The organism is Pseudoalteromonas sp. P1-7a (genome assembly GCF_001401855.1).
Lineage (GTDB): Bacteria > Pseudomonadota > Gammaproteobacteria > Enterobacterales > Alteromonadaceae > Pseudoalteromonas.
Window position 1 is genome coordinate 23,871 of record NZ_LKDU01000003.1, and the last position, 25,318, is coordinate 49,188.

Here is a 25,318-nt window from a genome sequence, read left to right on the forward strand (position 1 = left end):
GCACCGAGCTTACAGCTTACAGCTTACAGCTTACAGCTTACAGCTTACAGCTTACAGCTTACAGCTTACAGCTTACAAAAATTATAACGGCATCTTGTTTTTCATATCAAGCTAAAATTAACTTAATTGCTTGATAAATATATATCTTCTTTGTTTAACACGTACAGTGGTATGAGTTTACGGCTGCTTGCCACAATATGTTTACTGTGAACATTTATAACGCGGGTGTTTACTGCTACGCCATTTGGGCGGTAAATTAACGTACCTGCTAATACATAGTTAGCCATGCTGCTTTCGCTTAGCTTTTCTATATCGCGAGATAACACAAAGTCGCCTCTATTTGATACATCAATGTTGTCCATGGTTTTAAAATCGACCACGCCGTAGCCAAACTTTTGCAGCTGATGAATAAACGTCTCTGCTAATTGATTACCCAACTGATTACTTTTATTAAGCGATGCGTCTAAATCGACAATGGTGGTAACCGCTATGTTGATGCTGTTGTTATCGGGCGCTTCGGCTTCAAGCGTATCAACTAAATCCAGCGCCATTTGCTCTACATAGTTTGCCAATGTTTTGTGATGTTTAAGCGGTGTAAACTGCCTTGCTGTGTCGTACTCACTTTGCTGCTGCACAGATTGGTTAGCATACACTGGCGTTGGTTGGTTACTTTGCGTTACCACGGTGTAATCTGAGCGCGTGTTAATGTTTTCGTTGTGCTCATTATTTTGCGTTATTGAACAACCAGTTAATGCTAACGTTGCCGTTAGCCCCGCTATAGCAGATAGTTTATAAAACATGGTCAACCTCACTCGCTGGCTTGTTTAAGCATAATTCCGTCGGTGCGATAGCTACTGTTTAGCGCATCAACCACTGATTGCGGTATAAAGCCTTGCGCACTGCCCACTACCGCTTTACTTTTAATACCCACTATTCGTGCATTTACCAGTACGCCACCTTGGTGGCTCACAAGTGTTCCTGCTAATACGTAATTAAAGTTTTGATCTTGGTTTAACTCTAGGTAGTCGCGGCTAAATACAAAGTCGCCTGCGGGGGTTACGCGCATATAATCGGTGGTTTTAAAATCGATAACCGGTACTCCAAAACTATGCAGCTCGTGCATAAAGCTTTCGGCTATTTGGTTACCTAACAGGCTTCCATCACTGTAGTCATCATCTAAAAATACAAAGCTAGAAACGGCAAGTGGCGTTTTGTCGTTTACGTATTGCAGGTTTTCGACCATGTCTTGCATTATACCGCGCACATAATGGTTTATATTTTTGCGTTTTGCAGGGGCACTTTTAGTGTAGTTGCTTTGCTTGTTTAAATTAGACTGAAATAACGCGTCATTTGCTACAGGTGCTTTTACCGCACGTTGCTCTGAAACAAGCTGGGCTGCATTGTCTTGCTCAACCTGCTCCGGCTCTGAATGTAGCGAATTTAGCATTTGCGAACAGCCAAAGCCTAATGGCAAACATAGGGTAATTAATAGGTTTCTCATGGTGTGCTCCTGATTAATATTCGCTGCGGTACAAAGAGCCGTCGCGCTGCTGAATTTTTTCACTTCCCCACATTACATTTATAGGGATCTCTGTGCTGCCTGCCGACAATACTTGCTTATTTTCAATATTAACGAGTCGTGCATTAACTATATACGCATGCTGTTGGCGTGTTACAGTGCCGGTGATGACTAAGTCAATATTTTGGCGATTGCGTAGTTTACTTAAGTCGCGGCTTAATATGCTGTCTGCGTTTTGCGCTAATATAAGGTTATTACCAAGGCGGTACTCAACAGTATGATAGCCAAGCTGGGTAAATTGCGTTAATAGACTTTCTTGAATTTGTAAGCTCAAACCCGAGGCCTGCCCTGCTGCTAGCTTAGTATCTAAAGCATCGGCATAAAAAAAGCTACTCACACCAATGCGCGCATTGGCATTTAAAGCGCCATTTATATGATTAAGCTGCGAGGTTAGATTGGCTACATACTCGTTTACAGTATAGGGTGCCATTGCTGCTTTTGGCGCGTCAGTAGGTACACTCGGCTCAGGCGGTGGAACCAAATTGCAAGCAGTTAAATTTAACAATACTAAAGGCAGTAAAAGGCGCATAGTTGCCGTCCTCTTTAAAACATATCGAGGATAAAGCAATTATTATGCCTAATTAACTTTGAGGCGTTTTGACATAATAGGTTACAAAGCAGTTATTAATTTTTATTAATGACTTACATGCATCTTCAGCTGCGTTTTTTGTTTTAAACGCACCAAGCTTTAACCTATAAAATGTGTGCTGCTCAATGAGTACTTGTTCGGTATTAACTTCAAGCATATTTGGCACCGATTGATATTGTTTTACAGCCGCTTCAAGTACCGCTTTATTTTTATAAGCCCCTACTTGAACTGCAAACAGCGCATTTGGATTTACAACAGCTAAGTGGTTAGTTGGCTGTGTTTGCTCAAGTTCTGGCTGGGTATTTAGTTGTTTTAATTTATCGACTGTGCGCTGTAATTCACTTTCTAGCTTTAACAGTCTTTCTAATTGAGGCTGGGTTTGTTGCCACTGCTGCGCAGACTCTTTTAGTACAGCTAAATCATCCTTTTTAATAAACACCGCCTGCTTTTGATCTGTTGCTAGTGCGTGAGCACTGTTTGCTAATGCAGAGCCTAAAACTAATGTAGCTAAAAAGTCCTTGTAGTGCAGCATAAGTATGTTGTTAATTTGGGTAAGAGTGGGCGCTATTTTAACAGCCAATCAACGCTTAGCAAGTCAGGGCTATCGAGCTATCAGCTTTACAGTTTAATTGGCTTGTCGGTATAGTTACTTACAATGCAGTCAAGCTTATACATTTTAAATACTTCACAGTCGGCTTTGGCATTTTTAAGGCTTTTATAAGAGCCAAGCTTTAAGCGATAAAAGGTTTTATCATTTATTTTTGCGGTTTCTACGTTGGTTAATATTTTATCCCTAAATAGTGGTGCTGCTTTAGTATTCAGCTCTTGCCAAGCCTTGGCTACATCTTGCTTAGAGTCGACCGAAGCAACTTGTAATGCAAATACATGTTTAGGTGTATTAAGCTTTATTGTTTGCTTTAGATTATTGTTAGCGGCTTTATACCTTTGCTGGCGACGTGGCTTGTTACTGACTATACGCGAAGGTGTACGAGCATAGCGGCTGCTGTAGGCAGGGCTTGCATTAGATTGTGCAATCGCCTTAGAGTTTATTATATCTATATGATTAACGAGGTAAGTAATTTCTTTTTCAAGCTTTAAAATGCGCTCTATACCGGCGCGTGCTTGTTGCCATTGCATGGCGGCATCTTTTAATTGGGCCAGCTCCAGTGCCGTTATCGATACGTAATCGGGCGCGGTGTTAGGTATTTCATTATCAATAGCAGGTTGAGCAGTAGGCGTAATAGAGCACGCCGAGCCAAACGTAAGCGTAAAAAGGCATACAAAAAAGTGTTTATAATATTTTTTTAATTTAAGCATGTACCCGTTATCCTGAAAGCAGTGCCTGTGCACTTACATTTCAGTTAAACATTCTCACAAGAAAGCGTTTAACTTAGCAATTTAAACAATGAGCGATTTTTGCTCCTGCACGCTAATTGACCTACATAGGTAATAATTAACGTGTCCCTTCCGTGAGTTTGGCTTTTAATACAACTTTAATGCCAATTAACATAAACTTTACAATATAAATTACGTTATGTAGCTATATAACGCAAGTCAAATTCAGAACATAAATAAGCGTAGACCATTTTTACAACTAGCATGTTTAATTAACCTGAGCTCTACTTAAGAGATTAACTAACATATTGAATTAGGCTGGTATTTAAATTTACTCTATCTAGCCTGAAATTTTTAGTGAAAACAAGGCAAAATTACGTCTCAATAAGGGGCCTATTGCAAGTAAATTCAACGTAGTTAACGCTATAATAACGGCTCAAGATAGATTAATTACTTAGCGTACAGATTAGCTAGTATGCAAAATTGTAAAAGCACTATTTAAAAGCTTAGCATTTGTGTTTTTTTATAAAAAAAGGCGCCTTTAGGCGCCTTGGTCGGTGATTTAATAAAACCTAAATTAACGATTTAATAAATGTTTTTAAATCATCTGCAAACTCGTCGCGGCGCAGGGCAAACTCTATCGTTGCTTTTAAGTAGCCTATTTTGCTGCCACAATCATGGCTACGGCCTTTCATTGCGTAAGCGTCTACTTTTTCTTGCTCCATTAGCATGGCAATTGCGTCTGTAAGTTGAATTTCGTTACCAGCCCCTTGCGGCGTTTTAGCAAGCAGTGGCCAGATGTTTTCGCTTAATACATAGCGCCCTACTACCGATAAGTTTGAAGGTGCTTCATCGACTGGTGGTTTTTCTACCATGTTAATAATTGGCGAGCTTTCACCTTGGTGTAGCTCTACGTCACCTAAATCAACAACACCAAATTTGTCTACTTCGTCCATGGGTACTGGCTCAACCATAATTTGGCTGTGCTTAGTTTGTTCAAAACGGGCGATCATCTCTGCTAGGTTGTCTTTTTTAAGATCGCTCTCTACGTCATCAACAATCACATCTGGCAAAATAACCACAAAGGGTTCGTTGCCAATAATTGGCGCAGCACAATTAATTGCATGACCTAAACCTTTGGCTTCCCCTTGGCGCACGTGAATAATGGTCACATCTTTAGGGCAAATTGCCTGTACTTCGGCAAGTAATTGCCGCTTTACACGTTTTTCAAGCGTGGCTTCTAGCTCAAAGCTGGTATCAAAATGATTTTCGATAGAGTTTTTACTTGAGTGCGTTACAAGTACAATTTCTTTAACGCCTGCGGCTACCGCTTCATTTACTACATATTGAATAAGCGGACGGTCTACCACTGGAAGCATCTCTTTAGGGATGGCTTTTGTGGCAGGTAACATACGCGTTCCGAGGCCTGCTACTGGGATCACTGCTTTCATCTTGTTCTCCTTAATCTTATTATACTGAAAACGGATATTGGATTGGTTCGTGGCATTGATAGCCTACTACTTCAAAATCGTCTCGTGTTACCCATGTTTCTATATCTTCTAGTGATTTTATGTTTGGGTTAATATTTAATTGCGGTGAATCGAACGGCTCACGTTTTAACTGTACATCGCGCATCAACGGTAACTGGTTTTCGTAAATATGCGCATTAGCAATTTTATGATACGCCTTGCCTGCTTTATGGCCGGTAATTTGTGCAACCAAGGCCAGTAATACAAAACACTGAATTTGATTAAAATTAAGGCCTAGCGGCACATCGCAACTGCGCTGATATGATGTTAAATACAGCGTGTCACCAAGCAGCGAAAACGTATGTGTGTGCATACATGGGCGCAAACAACCAAGCTCAAACTCACCAGGATTATAAAAGGTAATTATTTCACCTCTGTCATCAATGCCGTTTTTTAAGTTATTTACTACTTTAGCAAGCTGATCGAGCGTTGAGCCATCTGGGCGTTGCCAATTACGTCCTTGCACACCATAAACGCGGCCCATGTCGTCCTCGCCTTTGCGGTTAGGGTTATTTAGCCATGCGTTATTATCGTTTGCGTTTGCATCCCAGGTTTTACAACCTATATCGCGAAATTGCGCTGCGCTATCGTACCCGCGTAAGTAACCTAAAAGCTCTGCTATAGCGGCTTTGTAATAACTTTTACGCGTGGTGATCATAGGAAATTTATTATTACCTACATCGTATTCTAAGTCGGCATTAATAACAGTTAGGCAGCGCGTGCCTGTGCGTTTATTTTCTACCCATACACCTTCGTCAACGATGCGCTGACATAAATTCAAATATTGTTTCATGTTATGTTTTACTATGCCTTTGCTGCTGTTACAGGTTGCGGTTTTTTATATGCCCAAATTAATAGCCCAAGGCCACCAATAATCATAGGCAACGAGAGTATTTGCCCCATTGAGATAAAGTCGGCAAATAGGCCAAGCTGCGCATCAGGTTGGCGGAAATATTCAATACAAAATCTAAATACGCCATACCCTAATAAAAATACACCGGCTACACTGCCTGCAGGGCGAGGCTTTTTAATAAACCATAATAAAATTAAAAACAGGACTAACCCTTCAAAAAAGGCTTCGTATAACTGCGATGGGTGACGCGCAAGCGGCCCACCCGTTGGAAATACCATGGCCCATGGCACATCGCTTACGCGGCCCCATAATTCGCCATTTATAAAGTTACCAATACGCCCTGCTAATAAACCCACTGGTACAAGCGGCACGACAAAGTCACCCACTGCAAACAGTGATTTTTTACGGGTTTTAGCAAATAGAATAATAGCGGTAATAACCCCTAAAGTTCCGCCGTGGAACGACATTCCGCCTTGGTCAATTCTAAATAAATAGAATGGATTTTCTAAAAAGTAGCTAAACTGATAAAACAATACATAGCCAATTCTGCCACCTAAAATAACCCCAAGCATGCCGTAAAAAAGCAAGTCACTTACTTGCTCTTTAGTCCAACCAGAGTTAGGTTTTGCGGCTTGACGATTAGCAAACCACATTGCAAACGCAAAACCAATTAAATACATTAAACCGTACCAACGTACGCTTAGCGGTCCAACAGAAAAAATGATTGGATCGATTTGAGGAAACTCAAGTGCCATAAATAAACCTTTAGCTAAAAACCATTTTAAGTGCGATGAGCACAAGCAACACCGCGAAAATTTTCTTTATTATAGTAACAGGTAAATAATGAGTTGCTTTAGCCCCTAAGGGCGCCACAAACCACGATGTTATTACAATACCAAATAATGCAGGTAAGTATACAAACCCTGCGAACCCGTGGGCTAAATCAGTTACGTTCCAACCTGCGCTTATATAACCAATAGAGCCAAATAACGCGATAACAATGCCGCATGCTGATGCGCACCCTATCGCTTTTTTTATATCAACCGAGAAGTAGTTAAGCATAGGGGCAATAAGCGCGCCGCCGCCAATACCTATTAAACCAGAAAGCGCCCCCATAAGGGCAGAAATGCTCCCTAAAATTGGCCCTTTTGGTAACGGTTTTTCATTAAGCGATTTACTGCGTGATGCCAATACCATTCTGCCTGCAATAAACACAACACTCACAGCAAACACGCTGCGTAACGCTTGTTCTGGTATTAAACTGGCGGCAAAGCCACTTATTAAAGCGCCTAGGCCTACACCCGACATTACCCAAGGCGCAATTTGCCACGGTACATTATCATTTTTATGATGAGCCAATACTGAAGAAGTAGACGTGAATAAAATAGAGGCAAGCGATGTTGCAATAGAAATAACCAAAACGTGATCAGGTGAAGTAACATTAAACATCAGCAATAAACTACTTAAAACAGGCACAATAATTAAACCGCCGCCTATCCCTAATAGCCCCGCTAAAAAGCCAACTACACAGCCAAGTAGCGCACAACTGGCCACGAGTAAAGCTAAGTCATACATAGTGTTCTCAAATACCTTTTCGTGCGCCTATATTAAAGGATTATTACGTTAATAGCATCTTTAAGCGCTGCATTATTTAGCGGTGTAGAATAGATCGCCTAATTGGTGCTCAATCATAAAATTGCGCGTTAGACGCAGTACCTGTTTAGCGTTCGACTGCATTAGGCACTCTGCAAGTAACTGCTGCATATCGTTAATGTTTAAGCGTCTTAAAATCCACTTTACTTTAGTCAATGACGACATGTTCATACTTAAACGCCTATAGCCCATGGCAATAAGTAAAATTGCGCCCTCTGGCTCGCCGCCCAGCTCGCCACATAAACTAAAAGGTAAGCTGTGTTTGCTGCATTCATTAGCCACTTTATTTAATACCCTTAACACACCGGGATGATATGGGTTAAATAACTGAGCTACCCTCGCATTTGCTCTATCTACAGCAAGTAAGTATTGCGTTAAATCGTTACTGCCTACTGAGCAAAAGTCGACCTTTTTAGCCCACTCGTCGAGCATAAATATACTGGAGGGTACTTCAAGCATAATACCCACTTGTGGGCGCTCCAAGTTTTGCTCTGGGCACTTTTCGCTTAATTCAAAATAAGCTTGTTCAAATAACGCGAGCGCTTCGTCTACTTCTTCTGAGCCACTGATCATTGGTAGCATTATTTTTAAATTACCTAAGCCCATATTTGCTTTTAACATGGCTTTGAGTTGATCTAAAAACAGTTCTGGATGGTCAAGGCTTATGCGTATACCACGCCAACCTAAAAAGGGATTTTCTTCGGTGATATTAAAGTAATCTAAAACTTTGTCGCCACCAATGTCGAGCGTTCGCATAACCACTGGCGCTGGGTGATAACTTTTTAGTACCTCCCTATACCAGTTTTCTTGCTCGGCCTGTGAAGGAAATTGTCCCTTTTGCATAAACCATGCTTCGGTACGATAAAGCCCTACCCCATCGCAAATATGTGTACTGCTTTGTTCAGTATTAAGCTCAAGCCCTGCATTGAGCATTAAATTGATTTGCTCACCATCTAAAGTAACCGACTGTGCACTTTGCTCTGCTAAAAAGCGGTTATTGAGTAATTTATCTTGGTGCTTTAACTGTGCGTATTCATCGAGTAACACTTGCGAAGGAGAAATATATAAACGCCCAGAAAAGGCATCTAAAATCATTGGTTTACCATCAAATTGCAATAAGGGTAAATCTTCAATACCCCAAATAGCTGGTATTCCCATAGCGCGGGTTAATATAGAGGCATGGCTATTGGCTGAGCCATTTACACTCACTACACCTGCTAAATGCCCGTTGGGTACTTCAGCTAGCATGGCGGGCGTTAAGGTATTCGCAATTAATATAGTATTCGGCGGATAATCTTTTACTGCGTGCTCAGTGTTTACAAGATGGTGCAATACTCTTAGTCCAATGTCTTTTACATCAACGGCCCGCTCTTTAATGTAAGGGTCTTGCATGGCATTAAACTGTGAAATAAGCCGCTCAATAACAATTTTTAAGGCGCTTTTTGCACACCAGCCCTCTTGTAACTGTACCTCAACGTTGTGGCCTAAACTTTTGGCATCAAGTAATTGTTGGTATACATCAAATACCGCGAGTGCTTCACGGGGTATTGAGTCACTCAAAGTCATAGACAGGGTATTAAATTCTTTGCGGGTGGCAGCAACGGCTTGTGTAAATAAACGTTTCTGCTCAGCACTATCAGAGTCTTTTTTAAGCTCTATAGATTTAAAATCAAGCTTAGGGAGCACCACAAAGGCTTGGCCAATTCCTATGCCCGGCGCACTCGACACCCCTTTTAGCACTGAGGTTTGATGTGATGATTCGTCTTGGCGTAAAAGCTCTTTTATTTCAGCATGCGCAAGTTGCGAGGCTAGCTGCGCCGAAAGCGTAATTAAAAACGACTCTTCGTCTTGGCTAAAAACCCGCGCCATTTTTTGTTGTACAACAATAACGCCCAATACCTTTTTTTGATGCACAACAGGTACAGACAAAAAGGCATTGTAACCTTCTTCGTTTACTTCGGGGGAGAGCTTAAAACGTGGGTGAGATTTTGCAAAAGCAATATTAATAGGCTCTTCACGCTGAGCAACTAAACCAACAAGTCCTTCGGTAAAACCAATTCTAAACTTACCTACGGCATCAGGGTTTAGGCCTTCGGTTGCCATAAGTACAAAGTTATCTTGACTGTAGTCGGCAAAATAAATAGAGCAGCACTGGGTTTTCATGGCTTCTTTCACCATTTTCACAAAGCACACTAGGGCACTGTCTAAGTTCGCTTGTTGCGACACAGACTCAGCAATAGTTCTTAGTGTTGCCAGCATTACCTGCTCCTTATTTTATAATTATACTACTACCTTTTGTGTCGCCACTGCTCTTTATGATGTTCTCTTTTATTAAAAGGCATTGCAAACGGTGCAAACTCTTTCATCACCCGTCTGTATACATCGCGCTTAAACGACACCACTTGCCTCACTGGATACCAATAGCTTACCCAGCGCCAATCATCAAATTCGGGATGATGAGTTTTAAGCAAATTTACATCTTCATCTTTGCAACGCAGTTTTAATAAAAACCATTTTTGTTTTTGCCCAATACACACCGGACTTGAGTCGCGGCGAATTAATCGTTTGGGTAATTTATAGCGTAACCAATGTTTTGAGCTTGCGACTATTTCTACGTCTTCTGGTCGCAAACCTACTTCTTCGTGTAATTCACGGTACATAGTTTGTTCGGGTGTTTCTCCGTCATCAACACCACCTTGGGGAAATTGCCAAGAGTGTTGACCGTAACGTCTAGCCCAAAAAACTTGCCCCTGATTATTGCAAATTACAATTCCGACATTGGCACGAAAACCTTCGGCATCAATCACCTTAGTGCCTCATTTGTAAGTCGATTTTTAATGATTGTTCCACATTAGCTGCAATTCGGCAAACACTATTATCCCCAAAGTCACCACGCCCTAGTTACAAGTTTACTATTTACACTGTGCATAACAACTTAATGATAAATTAGCACCTGATGAGTCTAGGGCTAAAATAACCCCTAAATCATGTAACTTTTAGCAAAAAAAACTAAGCTATGCCTTGATTAATATGTTTTGTACTATTTACTCACAGCTTGTGAATAACTTTTAATAAACACGGCTATTTTGCAAACAAGTCCACAATAGAAGATCTAAAAACTCGCTTTCTCCACAGATTCTGTGGATAAACATGTTTATATTGTTGTATTTATCCCATATAGAATTTGCCAACTTAATTAAAACTGAATAAGTTAAGAAAAAATATTAAAGCTGGTCAGTCACTTACAGTTAAATTGTGACTTTTTGGCGTGAGCAAAATTACGCCAAACACAGCACGTATAAAAAACAACCAAAAGCAAAGATATCCACCTAAGTAGGCTTTTGCTATCATGGCGCTGTTAATTATTCAAGGTAAACCAATAGCATGCGACCAACTAGACCCCATTCAATTAATGACTTAATGCAACGCGTAAACGCTATTGCCGGATTAACATTAGGGCAATTGGCATCGCAATACCGTTTTAAAACCCCTGACGACCTATTACGCGAAAAAGGCTGGACTGGGCAACTTATTGAATACGTGTTAGGCGCTACTGCAGGCTCCAAACCCCTCCCCGACTTTGAAGATTTAGGGATAGAGCTAAAAACACTCCCCATTTCTTACAAAGGTAAGCCACTAGAGACTACGTTTGTATCGGTAACACCTTTAATAAACGTCACCGGTATGACATGGCATACAAGCGCTGTGCGTAAAAAGCTAAATCATGTTTTATGGTTACCCATACTAAGTGAGCGAGATATAGCCCCATTTGACAGAACGATAGGTAGCGGCTTTTTGTGGCAACCAACACCTGAGCAAGATGCCTTATTACAACGAGACTGGGAAGAACAAATGGAATTAATAGCACTTGGGCGAGTAGATGAAATATCAGGTCATTTAGGGGATGCGATTCAAATAAGGCCTAAGGCGGCAAACAGCAAAGTGGTTACTGATGCTATTGGACCAAATGGTCAAATTATAAAAACCCTACCGCGTGGTTTTTATTTAAAAACCAGTTTTACAGGTGAGATTTTAAAGCAGCAGTTTCAGCTTTAATTACACGTAATTATTAAACGCTTCAGGTGTGCTCGTTTTTACTAAATAGGCACCTTAGAAGGTTCACTCAGGTCTCCTACTAGAAAAGTAACTGGCATAAAAAATCCCCGCCTGGGCGAGGATTTTATAATCTTAAATTAAAGAGCAGTAATTACTGACCTTTAACTTCTTTAAGACCGTTGTAAGGTGCTTTTGAGCCTAGCGCTTCTTCAATGCGAAGAAGTTGGTTGTATTTTGCAACACGGTCAGAACGGCTCAGTGAACCCGTTTTAATTTGACCTGCAGCAGTACCTACCGCTAAATCAGCAATTGTTGCATCTTCTGTTTCGCCGGAGCGGTGAGAAATAACAACAGTAAAGCCTGCATCTTTAGCCATTTTGATTGCTGCTAACGTTTCAGTTAATGAACCAATTTGGTTAAATTTGATTAGGATTGAGTTAGCAATACCGTTGTCGATACCACGTTTTAAAATCTTAGTGTTCGTTACGAATAAATCATCACCTACTAGCTGGATTTTATCACCCAGTAGCTTAGTTTGGTGTGCAAAGCCATCCCAATCAGACTCATCTAAGCCATCTTCAATTGAAACAATTGGGTATTGCTCAGTTAGCTCTTTTAAGAAATAGTTAAATTCTTCTGAAGTGAATTTTTTACCTTCACCTTTAAGGTCGTAAATGTTTGCTTCTTTGTCGTAAAACTCTGATGCAGCACAGTCCATAGCCAGTGTAATATCTTTACCTAGCTCATAACCTGCGTTTGCAACAGCAGTTTTAATAGCAGCAAGAGCGGCTTCGTTTGACTCAAGGTTTGGTGCAAAACCACCTTCATCACCTACCGCTGTAGAATGACCGTCTGCTTTTAATACTTTAGCAAGGCTGTGGAATACTTCAGCGCCCATACGTAGGCCTTCGCGGAAGTTTGCAGCGCCAACAGGTTGGATCATAAATTCTTGAATATCTACAGAGTTATCTGCGTGCTCACCACCATTGATGATGTTCATCATAGGCAGCGGCATTGAGTAAACACCTGGTGTACCGTTTAAGTCTGCGATGTGCTCGTAAAGCTCAACTTTTTTAAATTGTGCAGCGGCTTTTGCAGTCGCTAGTGACACTGCTAAGATAGCATTTGCACCTAGTTTTTCTTTATTTTCAGTGCCATCTAAATCTAGCATTACTTTATCTACAGCACTTTGCTCTAATGCATTTTGGCCTTTTAGCGCATCCGCAATTTCGTTGTTAATAAAACCAACTGCGTTTAATACACCTTTACCTAAGTAACGGGCTTTGTCACCATCACGTAGCTCTAGCGCTTCGCGAGTACCTGTTGATGCACCTGAAGGAGCGGCAGCTCGGCCCCAAGAACCATCAGCTAAATATACATCAGCTTCAACAGTCGGGTTACCACGCGAGTCCATAATTTCGCGACCAATTACTTTTACGATTTCTGACATCTTGATTCCTCTATATTCCCAAAATGGTGAGTTCAGCTAACTTTACTACGTTTTATATCTTTTAGTCAGCCCTTTAGACAAAAAAGCCGTGCAATATGCACGGCTTTTTTTAATTACGAAGACGTTTTTTGATGAGTATGAGCGGCTGCTACAAACCCTTCAAATAACGGATGACCATCGCGTGGTGTTGACGTAAATTCCGGGTGGAATTGCGCAGCAATAAACCATGGGTGATCTTTGTTTTCGATGATTTCGACTAGTTTTTTATCTTCTGATAAACCAGTAAAGCTTAAGCCAGCTTGCTCTAATTGCTCTACAAAGTTGTTGTTTACTTCGTAGCGATGACGGTGGCGTTCAACAATTTCTGTATTGCCATACACTTCATGCACCTTAGAACCCGGCGTTAAATGACATTTTTGTGCGCCTAGACGCATTGTGCCACCTAAGTCAGATTTTTCATCACGTACTTCAATATTACCTTCAGCATCTAGCCACTCTGTAATTAAGCCCACAACAGGTGCTTTTGAGTTAATATTAAACTCAGTTGAGTTAGCATCGGTTAAACCAGCAACGTTACGTGCGTATTCAATAAGGGCTACTTGCATACCTAAACAAATGCCTAGGTAAGGTACTTTGTTTTCACGGGCATACTTAGCCGCTAAAATTTTACCTTCAACACCACGGCCACCAAAACCACCTGGTACTAAAATAGCATCTAGATGAGAAAGCAATTCAACCCCTTTGCTTTCTAAGTCTTGCGAGTCAACGTATTCAATATTAATAGTTAAGCGGTTCTTAAGACCTGCATGTTTTAGCGCTTCGTTAACTGATTTGTATGCATCTGGTAGTTCAATGTACTTACCAACCATACCAATCGTTACTTCGCCAGTTGGGTTAGACTCTTGATAAAGCACCTGTTCCCATTCAACTAAATCAGCTTCTGGTGCGTCAAGGTGGAAACGACGACACACAAAGTTATCCAGCTCTTGTGACTTTAATAACGCAGGAATTTTGTAAATGCTATCTACGTCAGGAAGCGAAATAACCGCTTTTTCTTCAACATTAGTGAACAATGCAATTTTTGCACGTTCGTTGTTAGGCAATTTACGGTCTGAGCGACAGATAAGAATATCAGGCTGAATACCTACAGAGCGTAACTCTTTAACTGAGTGCTGTGTTGGCTTTGTTTTAACTTCGCCTGCAGGGCCTAAGAATGGCACTAGCGTTAGGTGAATAAATAGCGCTCGTTCGCGGCCAATTTCAGTACCTAACTGACGAATTGCTTCAATAAACGGTTGTGATTCAATATCGCCTACTGTGCCACCAATTTCTACAATCGCAATGTCATGACCTTCAGCACCGTCGTATACACGTTGCTTAATGTCGTTTGTGATGTGTGGAATAACCTGAATGGTTGCACCTAAGTATTCACCACGGCGCTCACGGCGTAACACGTCTTCGTATACACGCCCTTGTGTGAAGTTGTTGCGGCTGGTCATTTTGGTGCGAATAAAACGCTCGTAGTGACCTAAATCAAGATCCGTTTCGGCGCCGTCTTCTGTAACGTATACTTCACCGTGTTGAATTGGGCTCATTGTGCCTGGGTCAACGTTTATGTAAGGATCCAGCTTTAAAATGGTAACATCTAAACCGCGGGCCTCTAAAATAGCTGCCAATGACGCTGCTGCAATACCTTTACCCAACGAAGAAACCACCCCGCCAGTAACGAAGATAAATTTTGTACTCATGCGAACCCTAGAATATCAGGAATTAAAAGGAATATAACACCCGAGAAAGAGACTCTGGGTATATCATCAAGACGGGGCGAAATTATACCAAAACAGCGTTGAGCAATCCAGCTAAAAATAGCGTTTACCCGCACAAAAAATGTTCTTTGATTAACATTAGTTTGTGCTGAGCTCATCTCATTTCACTTTTTTAATGGCTTCCCATGCTTCTTCCATTTCATCAAGCGTTGCGCTCTCTAAACTTTTTCCTTTTGCAATTAAATAACCTTGCACTTTTTCAAAGCGCGCCGAGAACTTATCGTTGGCTTGTCTGAGTAACTGCTCCGGGTCGCGTTTAACATGGCGAGCCACATTGACCGTAGCAAATAATAAGTCGCCTATTTCTTCTGCGGTGTGATCAGATAAAGGGTCGTGCTCAAGCGCTTCTTTTACTTCAAGTACTTCCTCGCTTACTTTATCAAGTGCACCATGATAATTAGGCCAGTCAAAACCAAGTGCGGCGACCCGCTGCTGAATTTTTTTAGCTTTAGCTAAGCTTGGCATATTAGTGGGTATATCTTGCCAAAGCGAGGCGTTGCTCGGCTGTACTTTTGCTGCACGCTCTTGTGCTTTAATTGCTTGCCATTGCGTTGCTAATTGCTCGTCGGTTAACGCTTGCTTAGTGTTAAAAACATGAGGGTGACGGCGGGTAAGTTTACTATTTAGCTCACTAACCACGTCGTTAAAATCAAATAATTCCTGCTCTTTGGCAAGTTGGGCGTAAAACACTATTTGAAACAGTAAGTCACCGAGCTCATTTTTAAGATCGTTTAAATTACCCGATTCAATACAATCTGCAACTTCATAAGCTTCTTCTAATGTATGCGGCACAATAGATTTAAAGTCTTGTTTTAAATCCCAAGGGCACCCGTCCTCAGGATCGCGAAGTGTTTGCATTATATGTAAAAGCTGCTCGAGTGCGTTGGTATCAGCCACTTTATTGGTTTCGTTTGGCACTGTGCACACCTTCAATTTGATGCAACTTAGATAATACCCGGTTTGTGCCCGATAGGTCGTGCACTTCTATTTGCATAGTAAATACTGCCAACTGATCGGCCCCAACGGTATTGACGTTCATGTTGATCACATTTACTTTTTCATTAGCCAGTACAGAGCTAATATCGCGGATTAAACCTGAGCGATCGCTTGCTTCAATTTTTATACTCAGCGCATAAGAGCCATTTATTTCATCTGACCAACTCACCGATATAACGCGCTCTGGGTGCTGCTCTTTTAAGTTGTTAAATGCATCGCAATCTTCGCGGTGCACGCCTATGCCTCGGCCTTGTGTAATATAACCAATTATTTTATCGCCAGGGACTGGGCGACAACATTTTGCAACGTGGCTCATTAGGCTGCCAACGCCGTCCACCACAATACCGTTTTTATCGCCTGTTACTTTACTAGGCGCTTTAAAACGAATAACGGGCTCTTCTTCGGTACGGTCGCTTACAAAGTTGAGCATTTGATTTAAACGGACATCGCCTGCGCCTATGGCAACCATTAAGTCATCTAACTCTTTAAAGTTAAAGCGCTTAATAGCGGGGTCTAAATCTTTATAGGTTAAATCTAGCTTTTGCAGTTCGTTATCAAGAATCTCTTTACCGGCGCTTAAATTTTTATCACGGTCGAGCTGTTTAAACCAATGATGGATTTTAGCCCGCGCACGCGACGATTTAATATAGCCAAGCGATGGGTTTAGCCAATCGCGGCTTGGATTAGGCTGCTTTTGTGTGAGTATTTCGACCTGATCGCCCGTAGATAACTGGTGCGTAAACGGCACTATTTTGCCAAATACTTTCGCTCCTATGCAGCGATGCCCTACATTTGAGTGAATGTAATAAGCAAAATCCAGCGGTGTAGCACCAACAGGTAAATCAATAATGTCGCCACTTGGGGTAAATATATAAACGCGGTCTTCTACAACTTGGTTTTTCAGCTCTTCGGCTAAGTCGCCTCCATCGACCACTTCTTCTTGCCATTGCAGTAATTTACGCAACCAGCTAATTTTTTGCTCATAACCTGAGCCACGCCCTGGTAAGGCGCCTTCTTTGTACATCCAGTGCGCGGCTACACCTAGCTCAGCATCTTGATGCATTTCGCTGGTACGTATTTGTATTTCAACGGTTTTTCCTTCAGGGCCAAATACCACAGTATGAATTGACTGATAGCCGTTTTGTTTAGGTGTAGCCACGTAGTCGTCAAACTCTTTATTTAAGTGACGCCAATTAGTGTGCACAATACCTAGGGCGCCGTAACAATCTTGCAGGCGCTCAACCACTATTCGCATCGCCCGAATATCAAACAGCTGATCAAACTCGTAGTTTTTTTGCTGCATTTTTTTATAAATGCTGTAAATGTGCTTAGGGCGGCCATACACTTGCGCCTCAATACCGGCTTCGCTTAGGCGCGCTTTAACTTGCTCAACCATATCTTCCATATAGGCTTCACGGGCAAGGCGTTTGTCATCAAGTTGCTTAGCAATGCTTTTATAAGTGTCGGGGTGTAAATACCTAAACGATAAATCTTCAAGTTCCCACTTAAGCTGCCCTATACCTAACCTGTTTGCTAACGGGGCAAAAATATCGGCGGTTTCTTTAGCAGCAATAACACGCTCTTCTTCATCGCCATTTTTTACATTACGTAAATGGCACACTTGCTCGGCAAGTTTAATTACAACCGCGCGCACATCTTCAACCATAGTAAGTAACATTTTACGAATGTTATCTACCTGCATTGTTCCTTTACCTTGGTGAGATAAAGTACTAATAGCCGCCATTTGTGCAACCCCCGTTAGAAGCATGGCTACATTTTTGCCAAGTTGTGCTTCTACGGTTTCAAGATCTACTAAGTCATTTAAGTAATAATGCGTGAGGTACGCAGTTGCGAGAGATTCTGCATCTAAATTAAGCTCGGCTAAAATCTCGACCATTTCAATAGCCGTGTTTTGCCGTGCTTGGTTGTCACATGTAACACACAATGCTTGCGCTTTGTTTAGTAGCGTTATTTTATCTTGCGATAACGCTAACTGTTTTAGGCTAGTAGCAAAGTCACCTGTGTCGTCCTGCTGATGTGATTGACGTGTAGCGACCATAAAACGCTTTACCTCCGTTGAAATAACGCCATTGTTTCTATGTGTCCTGTATGCGGAAACATATTCATTAGCCCAATTTTAGTAACTTCAAAACCTGCTTGCGAAATAATTGCACTGTCACGGGCTAAAGTAACAGGATCGCAAGAAACGTATAAAATGGTTTTAAACTGCTTTAAAGAAAGTTGCTCTAAAACAGCCATAGCACCGGTACGAGAAGGGTCTAATACTAATACGTCTAGCGCCTTATTAAACCATTGTGCTGTTTCAATTTTTTGCGTTAAATCAAAACAATGAAAGTGCGCATTAGTAATAGAGTTAGTGTGCGCATTTTGTGTCGCCATTGCAACCGCCGATGCAACCCCTTCTACGCCAATAACCGATTTAGCATGCTGAGCAAGCACTAATGAAAAGTTACCAATCCCACAAAATAAATCCAATACCTGCTCGTTTCCTTGCAAGTTAAGCCAATTTACCGACTGCGTTAACATTGCTTGGTTAACTTCATCATTTACTTGAATAAAATTACCAAGGCCAAACTCGAACTTTAAATTAAATTTTTCTAAAAAATAATAAGGTGTAGGTAAATGAGTTTGCTCTATAACATCGCTGCTGTCTTGCCAAGTAATTAACCATTGCTGTGAATTTGCCGCCTCTTGTACATAGCGTTTGGCTTCATCTGCTATCGCTTTAGTATGACGAATAACAATAAAGTTCCCAGCTTCGTTTTGGCATAACTGTAAATGACTTATACTGTGTAGCGCTTTATATTGATTAATAAGCGTTTCAAAAATACTAAATACGTTAGTAAATGCCTTACTAAGCACATCACATTGCTCAATACTAATCACATTTTTAGAGCTAAGCGCACGATACCCAACTCGCATTTTTTTAGCGGCTTTATCATACATTACAGCAATTCGGGCGCTGCGCCTGTAATGAGTGGGCTTACTTAATAAAGGCGCTTGCCAATTTAACTCGCTTAATTTGGCAAACTTTTTAAATAATTGCGTCACTGCAGTCTGCTTTTCAACCACTTGCTGATTTATTTCTAGGTGCTGTAACTGACACCCACCACAGTGATTATAATGCGGGCAAAATGGTTGCGTGCGTGCATCGCTTGGATTAATAACCTTAACCAACTTAGCACTACTGTACTTAGCTTTATCTTCTATTAGGCTTGCCGTTACTTTCTCATTCGTTAAAGCGCCGCTTACAAAGCACACTTTATTATTGTGTTTGGCAACACCCCGCCCCTGATGATCCATGGCCGTAATATTAAGTGTGAGTGTTTGCTGTTTAAGTGGTTTTTTCTTTGCTTTAAAAATTTGCGCCATGCGGCATTACCTTAAATTTTGTATTACGTATAAGCAAATCAGATGCTTTGAGAATAGCCGATGAACCGTATATACTCGGTGCATACTAATAATGATAATAACGCTTCCATTATGACCAAATTAGGCTTACGTGATTCTGTTTTAACCTTAACCTTGATCCCCACAGTGATCATTGGTTTGTTACTTGGCGGCTATTTTACAATAAATCGTTACATTGAGCTTGATGAAATTTTATATCAACAAGGCAGCTCAATATCTGAGCCTTTAGCAATTGCATTAGAGCAACCTTTACTAGAAAAAAATAAAAAGCTGCTCAATCGTCTTATTAGTTACACACACAATAAGCACTCTCCTACCATTAAGTCGATTGCTATTTTTGATACTAACAATCAGCTTATTATGACCAGTAACTATCATCGCTCATTTGATGAACTGACCCAAAAAGCACAAATTGAAAACCTCAATACAACAAAAATTAATAAGACTGAAGAATTAATCACCTTTTACACCCCTATTTTTAATCACTCCGCGCCGGTATCAAAATGGGATATTAATGATTTTCAAACCCCGCTTGGCACCGTTATTTTGCAACTAAATAAAGACCAAGCCATTATAGGCCAGCAACGAGCAGTGTTAATTAGCGGCATTGTTATTTTATTTTCAATAGTATTGGCTTCTATTTTAGCCCTTAAGCTTAGCCGAATGTTCATGAACCCGCTTAATAAGTTGGTACTTGCTACCGACAAGTTAGTAGAGGGCAAAAGAGACACAGGTTTAAACGACACCATGATGGGAGAATTTGAACTGTTGCGTGAAGGGCTTAATACCATTGCCCACACTATGGTTATGCAAAAAGACGAAATGCAGAAAAATATTGATCAGGCCACCAGTGATTACCGCGAAACCCTAGAGCAATACGAAACTTCAAATATTCAGCTAACCATGGCCAAAAAAGAGGCGCAAGATGCGAACCGCGTTAAGTCAGACTTTTTAGCCAAAATGAGTCACGAGCTACGCACCCCGCTTAATGGGGTTATTGGCTTTACGCGGCAGTTGTATAAAACACCTTTAAATAAACATCAAAAAGACTACCTCGATACCATAGAGCTTTCTGCCAACAGCTTATTGACGATTATTAGCGATATTTTAGATTTTTCTAAGCTTGAAGCGGGCGCCATGGAGCTTGAATCCATCCAGTTTCAACTGCGCGATAGCGTAAACGAAGTGATGACATTATTAGCGCCTTCGGCGCATGAAAAACAACTTGAGCTATCTATATATATTAACCCGCAGGTACCTGATGATTTAACGGGTGACCCAACACGTCTTAAACAAGTCCTTATTAACTTGTTAAGTAATGCCATTAAGTTTACCGAAAAAGGCTCAATAAAAGTTGATATAAGCTACCGTTTATTAGATGAAGACCGTGCCTCTATTTTAGTCTCAGTAACCGACACTGGCGTGGGTATACCAATGGACAAACAAGATGCACTATTTACCGCATTTGGCCAGGCTGATTCATCCATTACTCGAAAGTTTGGCGGCACAGGTTTAGGCTTAATCATTACTAAACACATTGTTGAGGCTATGAATGGCCGAATAACGCTAAATTCAGCTCCTGGAAGCGGCACCTGTTTTACCTTTAATGGTGTGTTTAGGTTGCCTGATCATACCTTCAGTAACGACCTACCTTCTAAGTCTCTTATTGGTAAACGCATATTATACTTAGAGCCGCACGAGCATACGCATCACTCAGTACTTTCTGTATTAAACGAATGGGAAGCGGTTGTAACGGCCTGCTTTAATGAGGCCGCATTTTTAGATGCTATCAAGCATAAAATGCTTAAATACGATATTTGTATTATTGGTGATATGGCATCGGTAGATGATATGCAGCGCCTTAAAGGCTATGTGAATATGGTTCGCGAGTCGTGCGATTATTTATACCTTATGCTTAATACTGTATCGCATAATATGCGCGAGGCATTTATTGGCAGCGGCGCCGATGCCTGTTTAAGCAAGCCGCTCAATCATCGTAAATTATGTGAAGTACTCGCTGCACCTTATCGACTTGATCACCCAACCTTAAATATTGAGCCAAGCGATCAAACCTTATTGCCATTAAAAGTACTGGTGGTAGATGATAACGATGCAAACTTAAAACTTATTTGCACTTTATTAAAAGAACAGGTTGAATTTATAGACACGGCCTACAATGGCTCTCAAGCCTACAGCTTAAGTAAAAGCCACAAGTACGATGTTATTTTTATGGATATACAAATGCCAATAATGGATGGCATTACCGCCTGTAAACTGATTAAGGAGTCGTCTTTAAACGAAGACACGCCTATTATTGCGGTAACCGCGCATGCACTGCACAGTGAAAAAGAGCAGCTATTAAAAGATGGCTTTAAAGGCTATTTAACTAAGCCTATCGATGAAGATATGCTCAGCCAAATTATTTGCGATCATAGTCCGCAATCGCCTGTAACCCGCGACAAAATTAAAAGTGTAACGCCACAAAGCCCAGCTCCATTTGAAAGTAACTGCTTAGATTGGTCGCTTGCGCTACAGCGCGCTGGCGGCAAAGGTGAGCTGGCGATGGAAATGCTTAATATGCTGTTACATAGTGTGCCAGAGACGCTCTCGCAGCTTAACGAGGCTATTGAGCAAAACGATTGCCAAACAGTATTAAGTGTTATTCATAAGTTCCATGGCGCGTGCTGTTATACCGGGGTGCCTAAGCTTAAATCTCTGGCAGAAACCATAGAAACCTCACTTAAGAGTGACTGCGTGCTCGATAACGTTGAGCCTGAATTATTTGAGCTGCAGGATGAGCTGGAAAATCTCATGGCAGATGCACGTGTTACTGAGCATCAACGCTAAAAAACACATAATAAAAAAGCGCAGTAAATGCGCTTTTAATAGGTTTTAATATTACGGCTTTACTTAGTTAAGTATTGCTATTAAATGCTGTCACCATAGAGTTAAATTTATAACCTTGCCTCTATCATTAGGCGTTTCATGTCGCGTACTGCTTTTTCAAGGCCATCAATAGCTGCACGCGCAATAATAGCGTGACCAATGTTAAGCTCATAAATTTCAGGCATTGCAGCAATCGGCTTTACGTTATGATAATGGAGACCATGGCCTGCATTTACAATTAAGCCTAAGCTCGCTGCGTATTTTACACCCTCTCGTATGTGCTCAAGCTCTTTATGTAACTCTTCATCATTAGTGGCATCTGCATAGGCGCCGGTGTGAATTTCTACATACGGTGCGCCACACGCTTTAGCAGCATCTAACTGTGCTTTATCAGCATCAATAAATAATGACACTTTAATACCCGCATTAGTCAATGTTTTAGTGGCTGCTTTAATTTTATCTACGTTAGCGGCCACATCTAAGCCGCCTTCGGTCGTTAGCTCTTCACGTTTTTCAGGCACTAAACATACATATTCAGGCTTTACTTCAAGCGCAATGTTAATCATCTCATCGGTAACTGCGGTTTCAAGATTCATACGTGTTTGAATCGTTTTAGCCATTACGTATACATCACGGTCTTGAATATGGCGGCGGTCTTCACGCAAGTGAATAGTAATACCATCGGCACCGGCGTGCTCTGCCACACTGGCCGCATGTGCTGGGTCTGGGTATGATGTACCACGCGCTTGGCGAAGCGTTGCAATATGATCAACGTTTACACCTAAAAGAATGTCTTTCATTTTATTACCTGTAAAATATGTTTATTGAGAGGCCATAAATAATTCACGGCTTTTTAATGGTTTATTACCCAGTAAAGGTTTTAGTAAATAACGACTTAATTGTTTTGCCATATAAAGTACATCGCTTTGACTAAAGTCATGATTGGCAATCGCTTTAAGCTGCGAACCGCTAAACCCAGAGCGCGTATCTTGTTGCACCAAAAAACCCAGCTCAGGGAAATAACTATACGTTTGCTTTTCATCAATTGGCTCACCACTGGCATCAAAGCTAAAGTCAACACCATAACCTAAAAGCTCTAATAGCTGAAACTCGTATGAGCGCAGCACTGACTGTAAATCAACATCGCTATTTAAGTTCTCTAGGTGAGTTTTGTAAAGCTCGAACACGTGTTCAAGTGGCTCGTTTACCGGCACAATGCGGTTAGTCAGCTCATTTAAATAAAAGCCACAGTAAAGCTTATCCTTGGTTAAATATAAAGGATTGCCATGCAGCTCAAATTTATTAATGTATTTTAAATCGTACTTGCCACTGTAGTGAACAAGCAGTGCCTGAAAAGGCTGTAATTGTGCTTTGTGTTTAGTGGCCTGGCGACCACTAATTCGCGCCAGCATTCTAAGTTGGCCGACGCCTTCTACCAGCATATCGAGCATTACTTGGGAGTCGCTATAAGGACGCCGATGTAATAGGTACGCTGTGTAAAAGTCGCTATCCATATTAGTTGGTTAAATGCAGGTTAATCTTCGCCATAACCTAAGCTTCTTAAGGCACGTTCATCATCGGCCCAACCCGATTTAACTTTAACCCAAAGCTCTAAAAATACTTTGTTATCGAGCATTTCTTCAAGGTCTTTACGGGCTTCACGGCCTATCACTTTAAGCTTTTCGCCTTTGTTACCTATAACCATTCGTTTTTGGGTTTCACGCTCAACAAGAATTAACCCGTTGATATGCCACACACCGTTTTCTTGCCATTTAAACTGCTCAATTTCTACAGTAACAGAATACGGCAGCTCTTCACCCATAAAGCGCATGAGCTTTTCGCGAATCACTTCTGCTGCCATAAAGCGCATTGAGCGGTCAGTGACATAGTCATCAGGAAAGTAAAACTCACACGGCGGTAAGCGTTTAGTCACTTCGGCTTTAATTAAGTCAACGTTTTTACCTTGCGTTGCCGACACCGGCATAATGCCCACAAAATCAAATTTATCGCCAAGCATTTTCATATGCGGTAATACTAAGTCGCGGTCTTTAACTTGGTCTATTTTATTAATAACAAGTAAAACAGGCTTACCACTTTGCGATACTTTATTAAGCACCATTTCGTCATCGGCATTCCAGTGAGTGCCCTCAACAACAAAAATAATTAGCTCTACATCACCAATTGAGCTCGAAGCAGCACGGTTCATTAAGCGGTTAATAGCGCGCTTTTCTTCAACGTGTAAGCCCGGCGTATCAATATAAACAGCTTGATGCTGCCCTTCAGTATGAATCCCCATAATACGATGGCGCGTTGTTTGTGGCTTGCGCGAGGTTATACTTACTTTTTGCTCAATGATTTCATTAAGCAATGTTGATTTACCTACATTAGGGCGGCCAACAATGGCAACCATGCCACAAAACGTATCAACGTCACCTTCATGAGGCTGTATTAAGGTATCAAGATTCATTTTTTAGTATCTTCAATGCTTTTTCGGCAGCTTTTTGTTCGGCTTTACGGCGCGAGCTACCAATAGAAATAATGCTATCCATACCTTCAACTATACATTCAACCGTGAACGTTTGATTGTGCGCTTGACCTTTAGTATCAACAACAGTATAGCCTGGTAAAGATAACTTACGGGCTTGTAGGTACTCTTGCAGCAGGGTCTTAGGATCTTTTTGATTAAGCCCTGGTGAAATAGCATCAAGTCGAGATTCGTACCACGCTAAAATCAGCTCGCCACAACGCTCTATATTTGAGTCTAAAAATACAGCACCAATAATAGCTTCTACGGCATCAGCCAAGGTTGATTCACGACGAAAACCACCGCTTTTAAGCTCGCCGGGGCCTAAGCGTAAATAATCGCCTAAACCGAACTCGAGACCAAATTCAGCCAATGTTTGGCCACGCACAAGCGTAGAGCGCATACGGCTTAAATCACCTTCACGCGCTTTTGGAAATTTGTCGTACAAAGCATTGGCAATAACAAAGCTCAAAATTGAATCGCCTAAAAACTCTAAACGTTCGTTATGTTGACCTTTATGACTGCGGTGTGTCATTGCTTGCTCAAGTAAACCTTGATCAGCAAATTCGTAGCCAATTCGTTTATATAATTCTGTTACATTTTTTTTCAT

At 41.2% G+C, this 25,318-nt stretch carries 22 protein-coding genes; 2 read left to right on the plus strand and 20 right to left on the minus strand.

The window, feature by feature from the left end; genetic code table 11:
* Window positions 1-122: 122 nt before the first annotated feature.
* The 11 genes from AN389_RS03650 to rppH all read right to left on the minus strand — a co-directional run bounded on the left by AN389_RS03650 (window position 123) and on the right by rppH (window position 10,345).
* The gene (locus AN389_RS03650; protein WP_055019281.1) at window positions 123-800 is read right to left on the minus strand and encodes a FlgO family outer membrane protein; all 678 of its coding nucleotides are present in this window, start codon (window positions 798-800) and stop codon (window positions 123-125) included.
* Window positions 801-808: 8 nt separating this feature from the next.
* Window positions 809-1,501: a FlgO family outer membrane protein gene (locus AN389_RS03655; RefSeq protein ID WP_055017390.1), complete on the minus strand. Its 693-nt coding sequence runs from the start codon at window positions 1,499-1,501 to the stop codon at window positions 809-811.
* Window positions 1,502-1,514: 13 nt separating this feature from the next.
* A complete protein-coding gene (locus tag AN389_RS03660) occupies window positions 1,515-2,108 on the minus strand; it encodes a FlgO family outer membrane protein (protein WP_055019282.1) in 594 nt (197 codons plus the stop codon).
* A gap of 52 nt (window positions 2,109-2,160) precedes the next feature.
* Complete coding sequence (locus tag AN389_RS03665) at window positions 2,161-2,748, minus strand: SPOR domain-containing protein (RefSeq protein ID WP_055017389.1); 588 nt, start codon at window positions 2,746-2,748, stop codon at window positions 2,161-2,163.
* A gap of 38 nt (window positions 2,749-2,786) precedes the next feature.
* A complete protein-coding gene (locus AN389_RS03670; RefSeq protein WP_055019283.1) occupies window positions 2,787-3,485 on the minus strand; it encodes an SPOR domain-containing protein in 699 nt (232 codons plus the stop codon).
* 590 nt (window positions 3,486-4,075) lie between these two features.
* Window positions 4,076-4,954: a UTP--glucose-1-phosphate uridylyltransferase GalU gene (gene galU, locus AN389_RS03675; protein WP_055019284.1), complete on the minus strand. Its 879-nt coding sequence runs from the start codon at window positions 4,952-4,954 to the stop codon at window positions 4,076-4,078.
* A gap of 19 nt (window positions 4,955-4,973) precedes the next feature.
* Entirely contained in the window at window positions 4,974-5,825 is an 852-nt protein-coding gene (locus AN389_RS03680) for a thymidylate synthase (protein ID WP_055017386.1), read from the minus strand.
* Window positions 5,826-5,836: 11 nt separating this feature from the next.
* Window positions 5,837-6,640: a prolipoprotein diacylglyceryl transferase gene (gene lgt / locus AN389_RS03685; RefSeq protein WP_055017385.1), complete on the minus strand. Its 804-nt coding sequence runs from the start codon at window positions 6,638-6,640 to the stop codon at window positions 5,837-5,839.
* Between the two features lie 10 nt (window positions 6,641-6,650).
* Complete coding sequence (locus tag AN389_RS03690) at window positions 6,651-7,460, minus strand: sulfite exporter TauE/SafE family protein (protein ID WP_055015356.1); 810 nt, start codon at window positions 7,458-7,460, stop codon at window positions 6,651-6,653.
* 72 nt (window positions 7,461-7,532) lie between these two features.
* Complete coding sequence (ptsP, locus tag AN389_RS03695) at window positions 7,533-9,797, minus strand: phosphoenolpyruvate--protein phosphotransferase (protein WP_055015357.1); 2,265 nt, start codon at window positions 9,795-9,797, stop codon at window positions 7,533-7,535.
* 29 nt (window positions 9,798-9,826) lie between these two features.
* Complete coding sequence (gene rppH, locus AN389_RS03700) at window positions 9,827-10,345, minus strand: RNA pyrophosphohydrolase (protein ID WP_004586239.1); 519 nt, start codon at window positions 10,343-10,345, stop codon at window positions 9,827-9,829.
* Between the two features lie 577 nt (window positions 10,346-10,922).
* Here rppH and mutH point away from each other — a divergent pair.
* Window positions 10,923-11,594, plus strand: a complete 672-nt coding sequence (gene mutH, locus AN389_RS03705; RefSeq protein ID WP_055015358.1) for a DNA mismatch repair endonuclease MutH — start codon at window positions 10,923-10,925, stop codon at window positions 11,592-11,594.
* Between the two features lie 151 nt (window positions 11,595-11,745).
* On the opposite strand, the gene eno is transcribed toward mutH, so the two are convergent.
* From eno to rlmD, 5 genes are all read right to left on the minus strand, one after another.
* Window positions 11,746-13,044, minus strand: a complete 1,299-nt coding sequence (gene eno, locus AN389_RS03710; protein WP_055015359.1) for a phosphopyruvate hydratase — start codon at window positions 13,042-13,044, stop codon at window positions 11,746-11,748.
* 113 nt (window positions 13,045-13,157) lie between these two features.
* A complete protein-coding gene (locus AN389_RS03715) occupies window positions 13,158-14,792 on the minus strand; it encodes a CTP synthase (RefSeq protein WP_055015360.1) in 1,635 nt (544 codons plus the stop codon).
* Window positions 14,793-14,969: 177 nt separating this feature from the next.
* Window positions 14,970-15,767: a nucleoside triphosphate pyrophosphohydrolase gene (mazG, locus tag AN389_RS03725; protein ID WP_200909021.1), complete on the minus strand. Its 798-nt coding sequence runs from the start codon at window positions 15,765-15,767 to the stop codon at window positions 14,970-14,972.
* A 1-nt stretch (window position 15,768) separates the two neighbouring features.
* Window positions 15,769-17,925: a GTP diphosphokinase gene (relA, locus tag AN389_RS03730; protein WP_055015363.1), complete on the minus strand. Its 2,157-nt coding sequence runs from the start codon at window positions 17,923-17,925 to the stop codon at window positions 15,769-15,771.
* A gap of 8 nt (window positions 17,926-17,933) precedes the next feature.
* Window positions 17,934-19,259, minus strand: a complete 1,326-nt coding sequence (gene rlmD / locus AN389_RS03735) for a 23S rRNA (uracil(1939)-C(5))-methyltransferase RlmD (protein WP_055019285.1) — start codon at window positions 19,257-19,259, stop codon at window positions 17,934-17,936.
* Window positions 19,260-19,370: 111 nt separating this feature from the next.
* Here rlmD and barA point away from each other — a divergent pair, with 111 nt between their 5' ends.
* Window positions 19,371-22,145, plus strand: a complete 2,775-nt coding sequence (gene barA, locus AN389_RS03740) for a two-component sensor histidine kinase BarA (protein WP_055017394.1) — start codon at window positions 19,371-19,373, stop codon at window positions 22,143-22,145.
* Between the two features lie 107 nt (window positions 22,146-22,252).
* Here the strand turns inward: barA and pdxJ are convergent, their stop codons facing one another.
* From pdxJ to rnc, 4 genes are read right to left on the minus strand one after another with little or no spacing between them, the layout of a single operon-like run.
* Window positions 22,253-22,984, minus strand: a complete 732-nt coding sequence (pdxJ, locus tag AN389_RS03745) for a pyridoxine 5'-phosphate synthase (protein ID WP_055017382.1) — start codon at window positions 22,982-22,984, stop codon at window positions 22,253-22,255.
* Window positions 22,985-23,005: 21 nt separating this feature from the next.
* Window positions 23,006-23,698, minus strand: a complete 693-nt coding sequence (gene recO / locus AN389_RS03750) for a DNA repair protein RecO (protein WP_055019286.1) — start codon at window positions 23,696-23,698, stop codon at window positions 23,006-23,008.
* A 20-nt stretch (window positions 23,699-23,718) separates the two neighbouring features.
* Complete coding sequence (gene era, locus AN389_RS03755; RefSeq protein WP_055019287.1) at window positions 23,719-24,651, minus strand: GTPase Era; 933 nt, start codon at window positions 24,649-24,651, stop codon at window positions 23,719-23,721.
* Window positions 24,641-25,318, minus strand: coding sequence for a ribonuclease III (gene rnc / locus AN389_RS03760; RefSeq protein ID WP_055019288.1), 678 nt, complete (start codon window positions 25,316-25,318; stop codon window positions 24,641-24,643). Before rnc ends, era begins: the two co-directional genes overlap by 11 nt.

Bases quoted from the DNA above. Each gene is read 5' to 3' on its own strand.
- AN389_RS03690 (WP_055015356.1), bottom strand. From the start codon at position 7,460: ATGTATGACTTAGCTTTACTCGTGGCCAGTTGTGCGCTACTTGGCTGT.
- AN389_RS03655 (WP_055017390.1), bottom strand. From the start codon at position 1,501: ATGAGAAACCTATTAATTACCCTATGTTTGCCATTAGGCTTTGGCTGT.
- eno (WP_055015359.1), bottom strand. From the start codon at position 13,044: ATGTCAGAAATCGTAAAAGTAATTGGTCGCGAAATTATGGACTCGCGT.
- era (WP_055019287.1), bottom strand. From the start codon at position 24,651: ATGAATCTTGATACCTTAATACAGCCTCATGAAGGTGACGTTGATACG.
- pdxJ (WP_055017382.1), bottom strand. From the start codon at position 22,984: ATGAAAGACATTCTTTTAGGTGTAAACGTTGATCATATTGCAACGCTT.
- AN389_RS03680 (WP_055017386.1), bottom strand. From the start codon at position 5,825: ATGAAACAATATTTGAATTTATGTCAGCGCATCGTTGACGAAGGTGTA.
- ptsP (WP_055015357.1), bottom strand. From the start codon at position 9,797: ATGCTGGCAACACTAAGAACTATTGCTGAGTCTGTGTCGCAACAAGCG.
- rnc (WP_055019288.1), bottom strand. From the start codon at position 25,318: ATGAAAAAAAATGTAACAGAATTATATAAACGAATTGGCTACGAATTT.
- relA (WP_055015363.1), bottom strand. From the start codon at position 17,925: ATGGTCGCTACACGTCAATCACATCAGCAGGACGACACAGGTGACTTT.
- lgt (WP_055017385.1), bottom strand. From the start codon at position 6,640: ATGGCACTTGAGTTTCCTCAAATCGATCCAATCATTTTTTCTGTTGGA.
- galU (WP_055019284.1), bottom strand. From the start codon at position 4,954: ATGAAAGCAGTGATCCCAGTAGCAGGCCTCGGAACGCGTATGTTACCT.
- rlmD (WP_055019285.1), bottom strand. From the start codon at position 19,259: ATGGCGCAAATTTTTAAAGCAAAGAAAAAACCACTTAAACAGCAAACA.
- AN389_RS03660 (WP_055019282.1), bottom strand. From the start codon at position 2,108: ATGCGCCTTTTACTGCCTTTAGTATTGTTAAATTTAACTGCTTGCAAT.
- AN389_RS03670 (WP_055019283.1), bottom strand. From the start codon at position 3,485: ATGCTTAAATTAAAAAAATATTATAAACACTTTTTTGTATGCCTTTTT.
- AN389_RS03715 (WP_055015360.1), bottom strand. From the start codon at position 14,792: ATGAGTACAAAATTTATCTTCGTTACTGGCGGGGTGGTTTCTTCGTTG.
- recO (WP_055019286.1), bottom strand. From the start codon at position 23,698: ATGGATAGCGACTTTTACACAGCGTACCTATTACATCGGCGTCCTTAT.
- mutH (WP_055015358.1), top strand. From the start codon at position 10,923: ATGCGACCAACTAGACCCCATTCAATTAATGACTTAATGCAACGCGTA.
- AN389_RS03650 (WP_055019281.1), bottom strand. From the start codon at position 800: ATGTTTTATAAACTATCTGCTATAGCGGGGCTAACGGCAACGTTAGCA.
- barA (WP_055017394.1), top strand. From the start codon at position 19,371: ATGACCAAATTAGGCTTACGTGATTCTGTTTTAACCTTAACCTTGATC.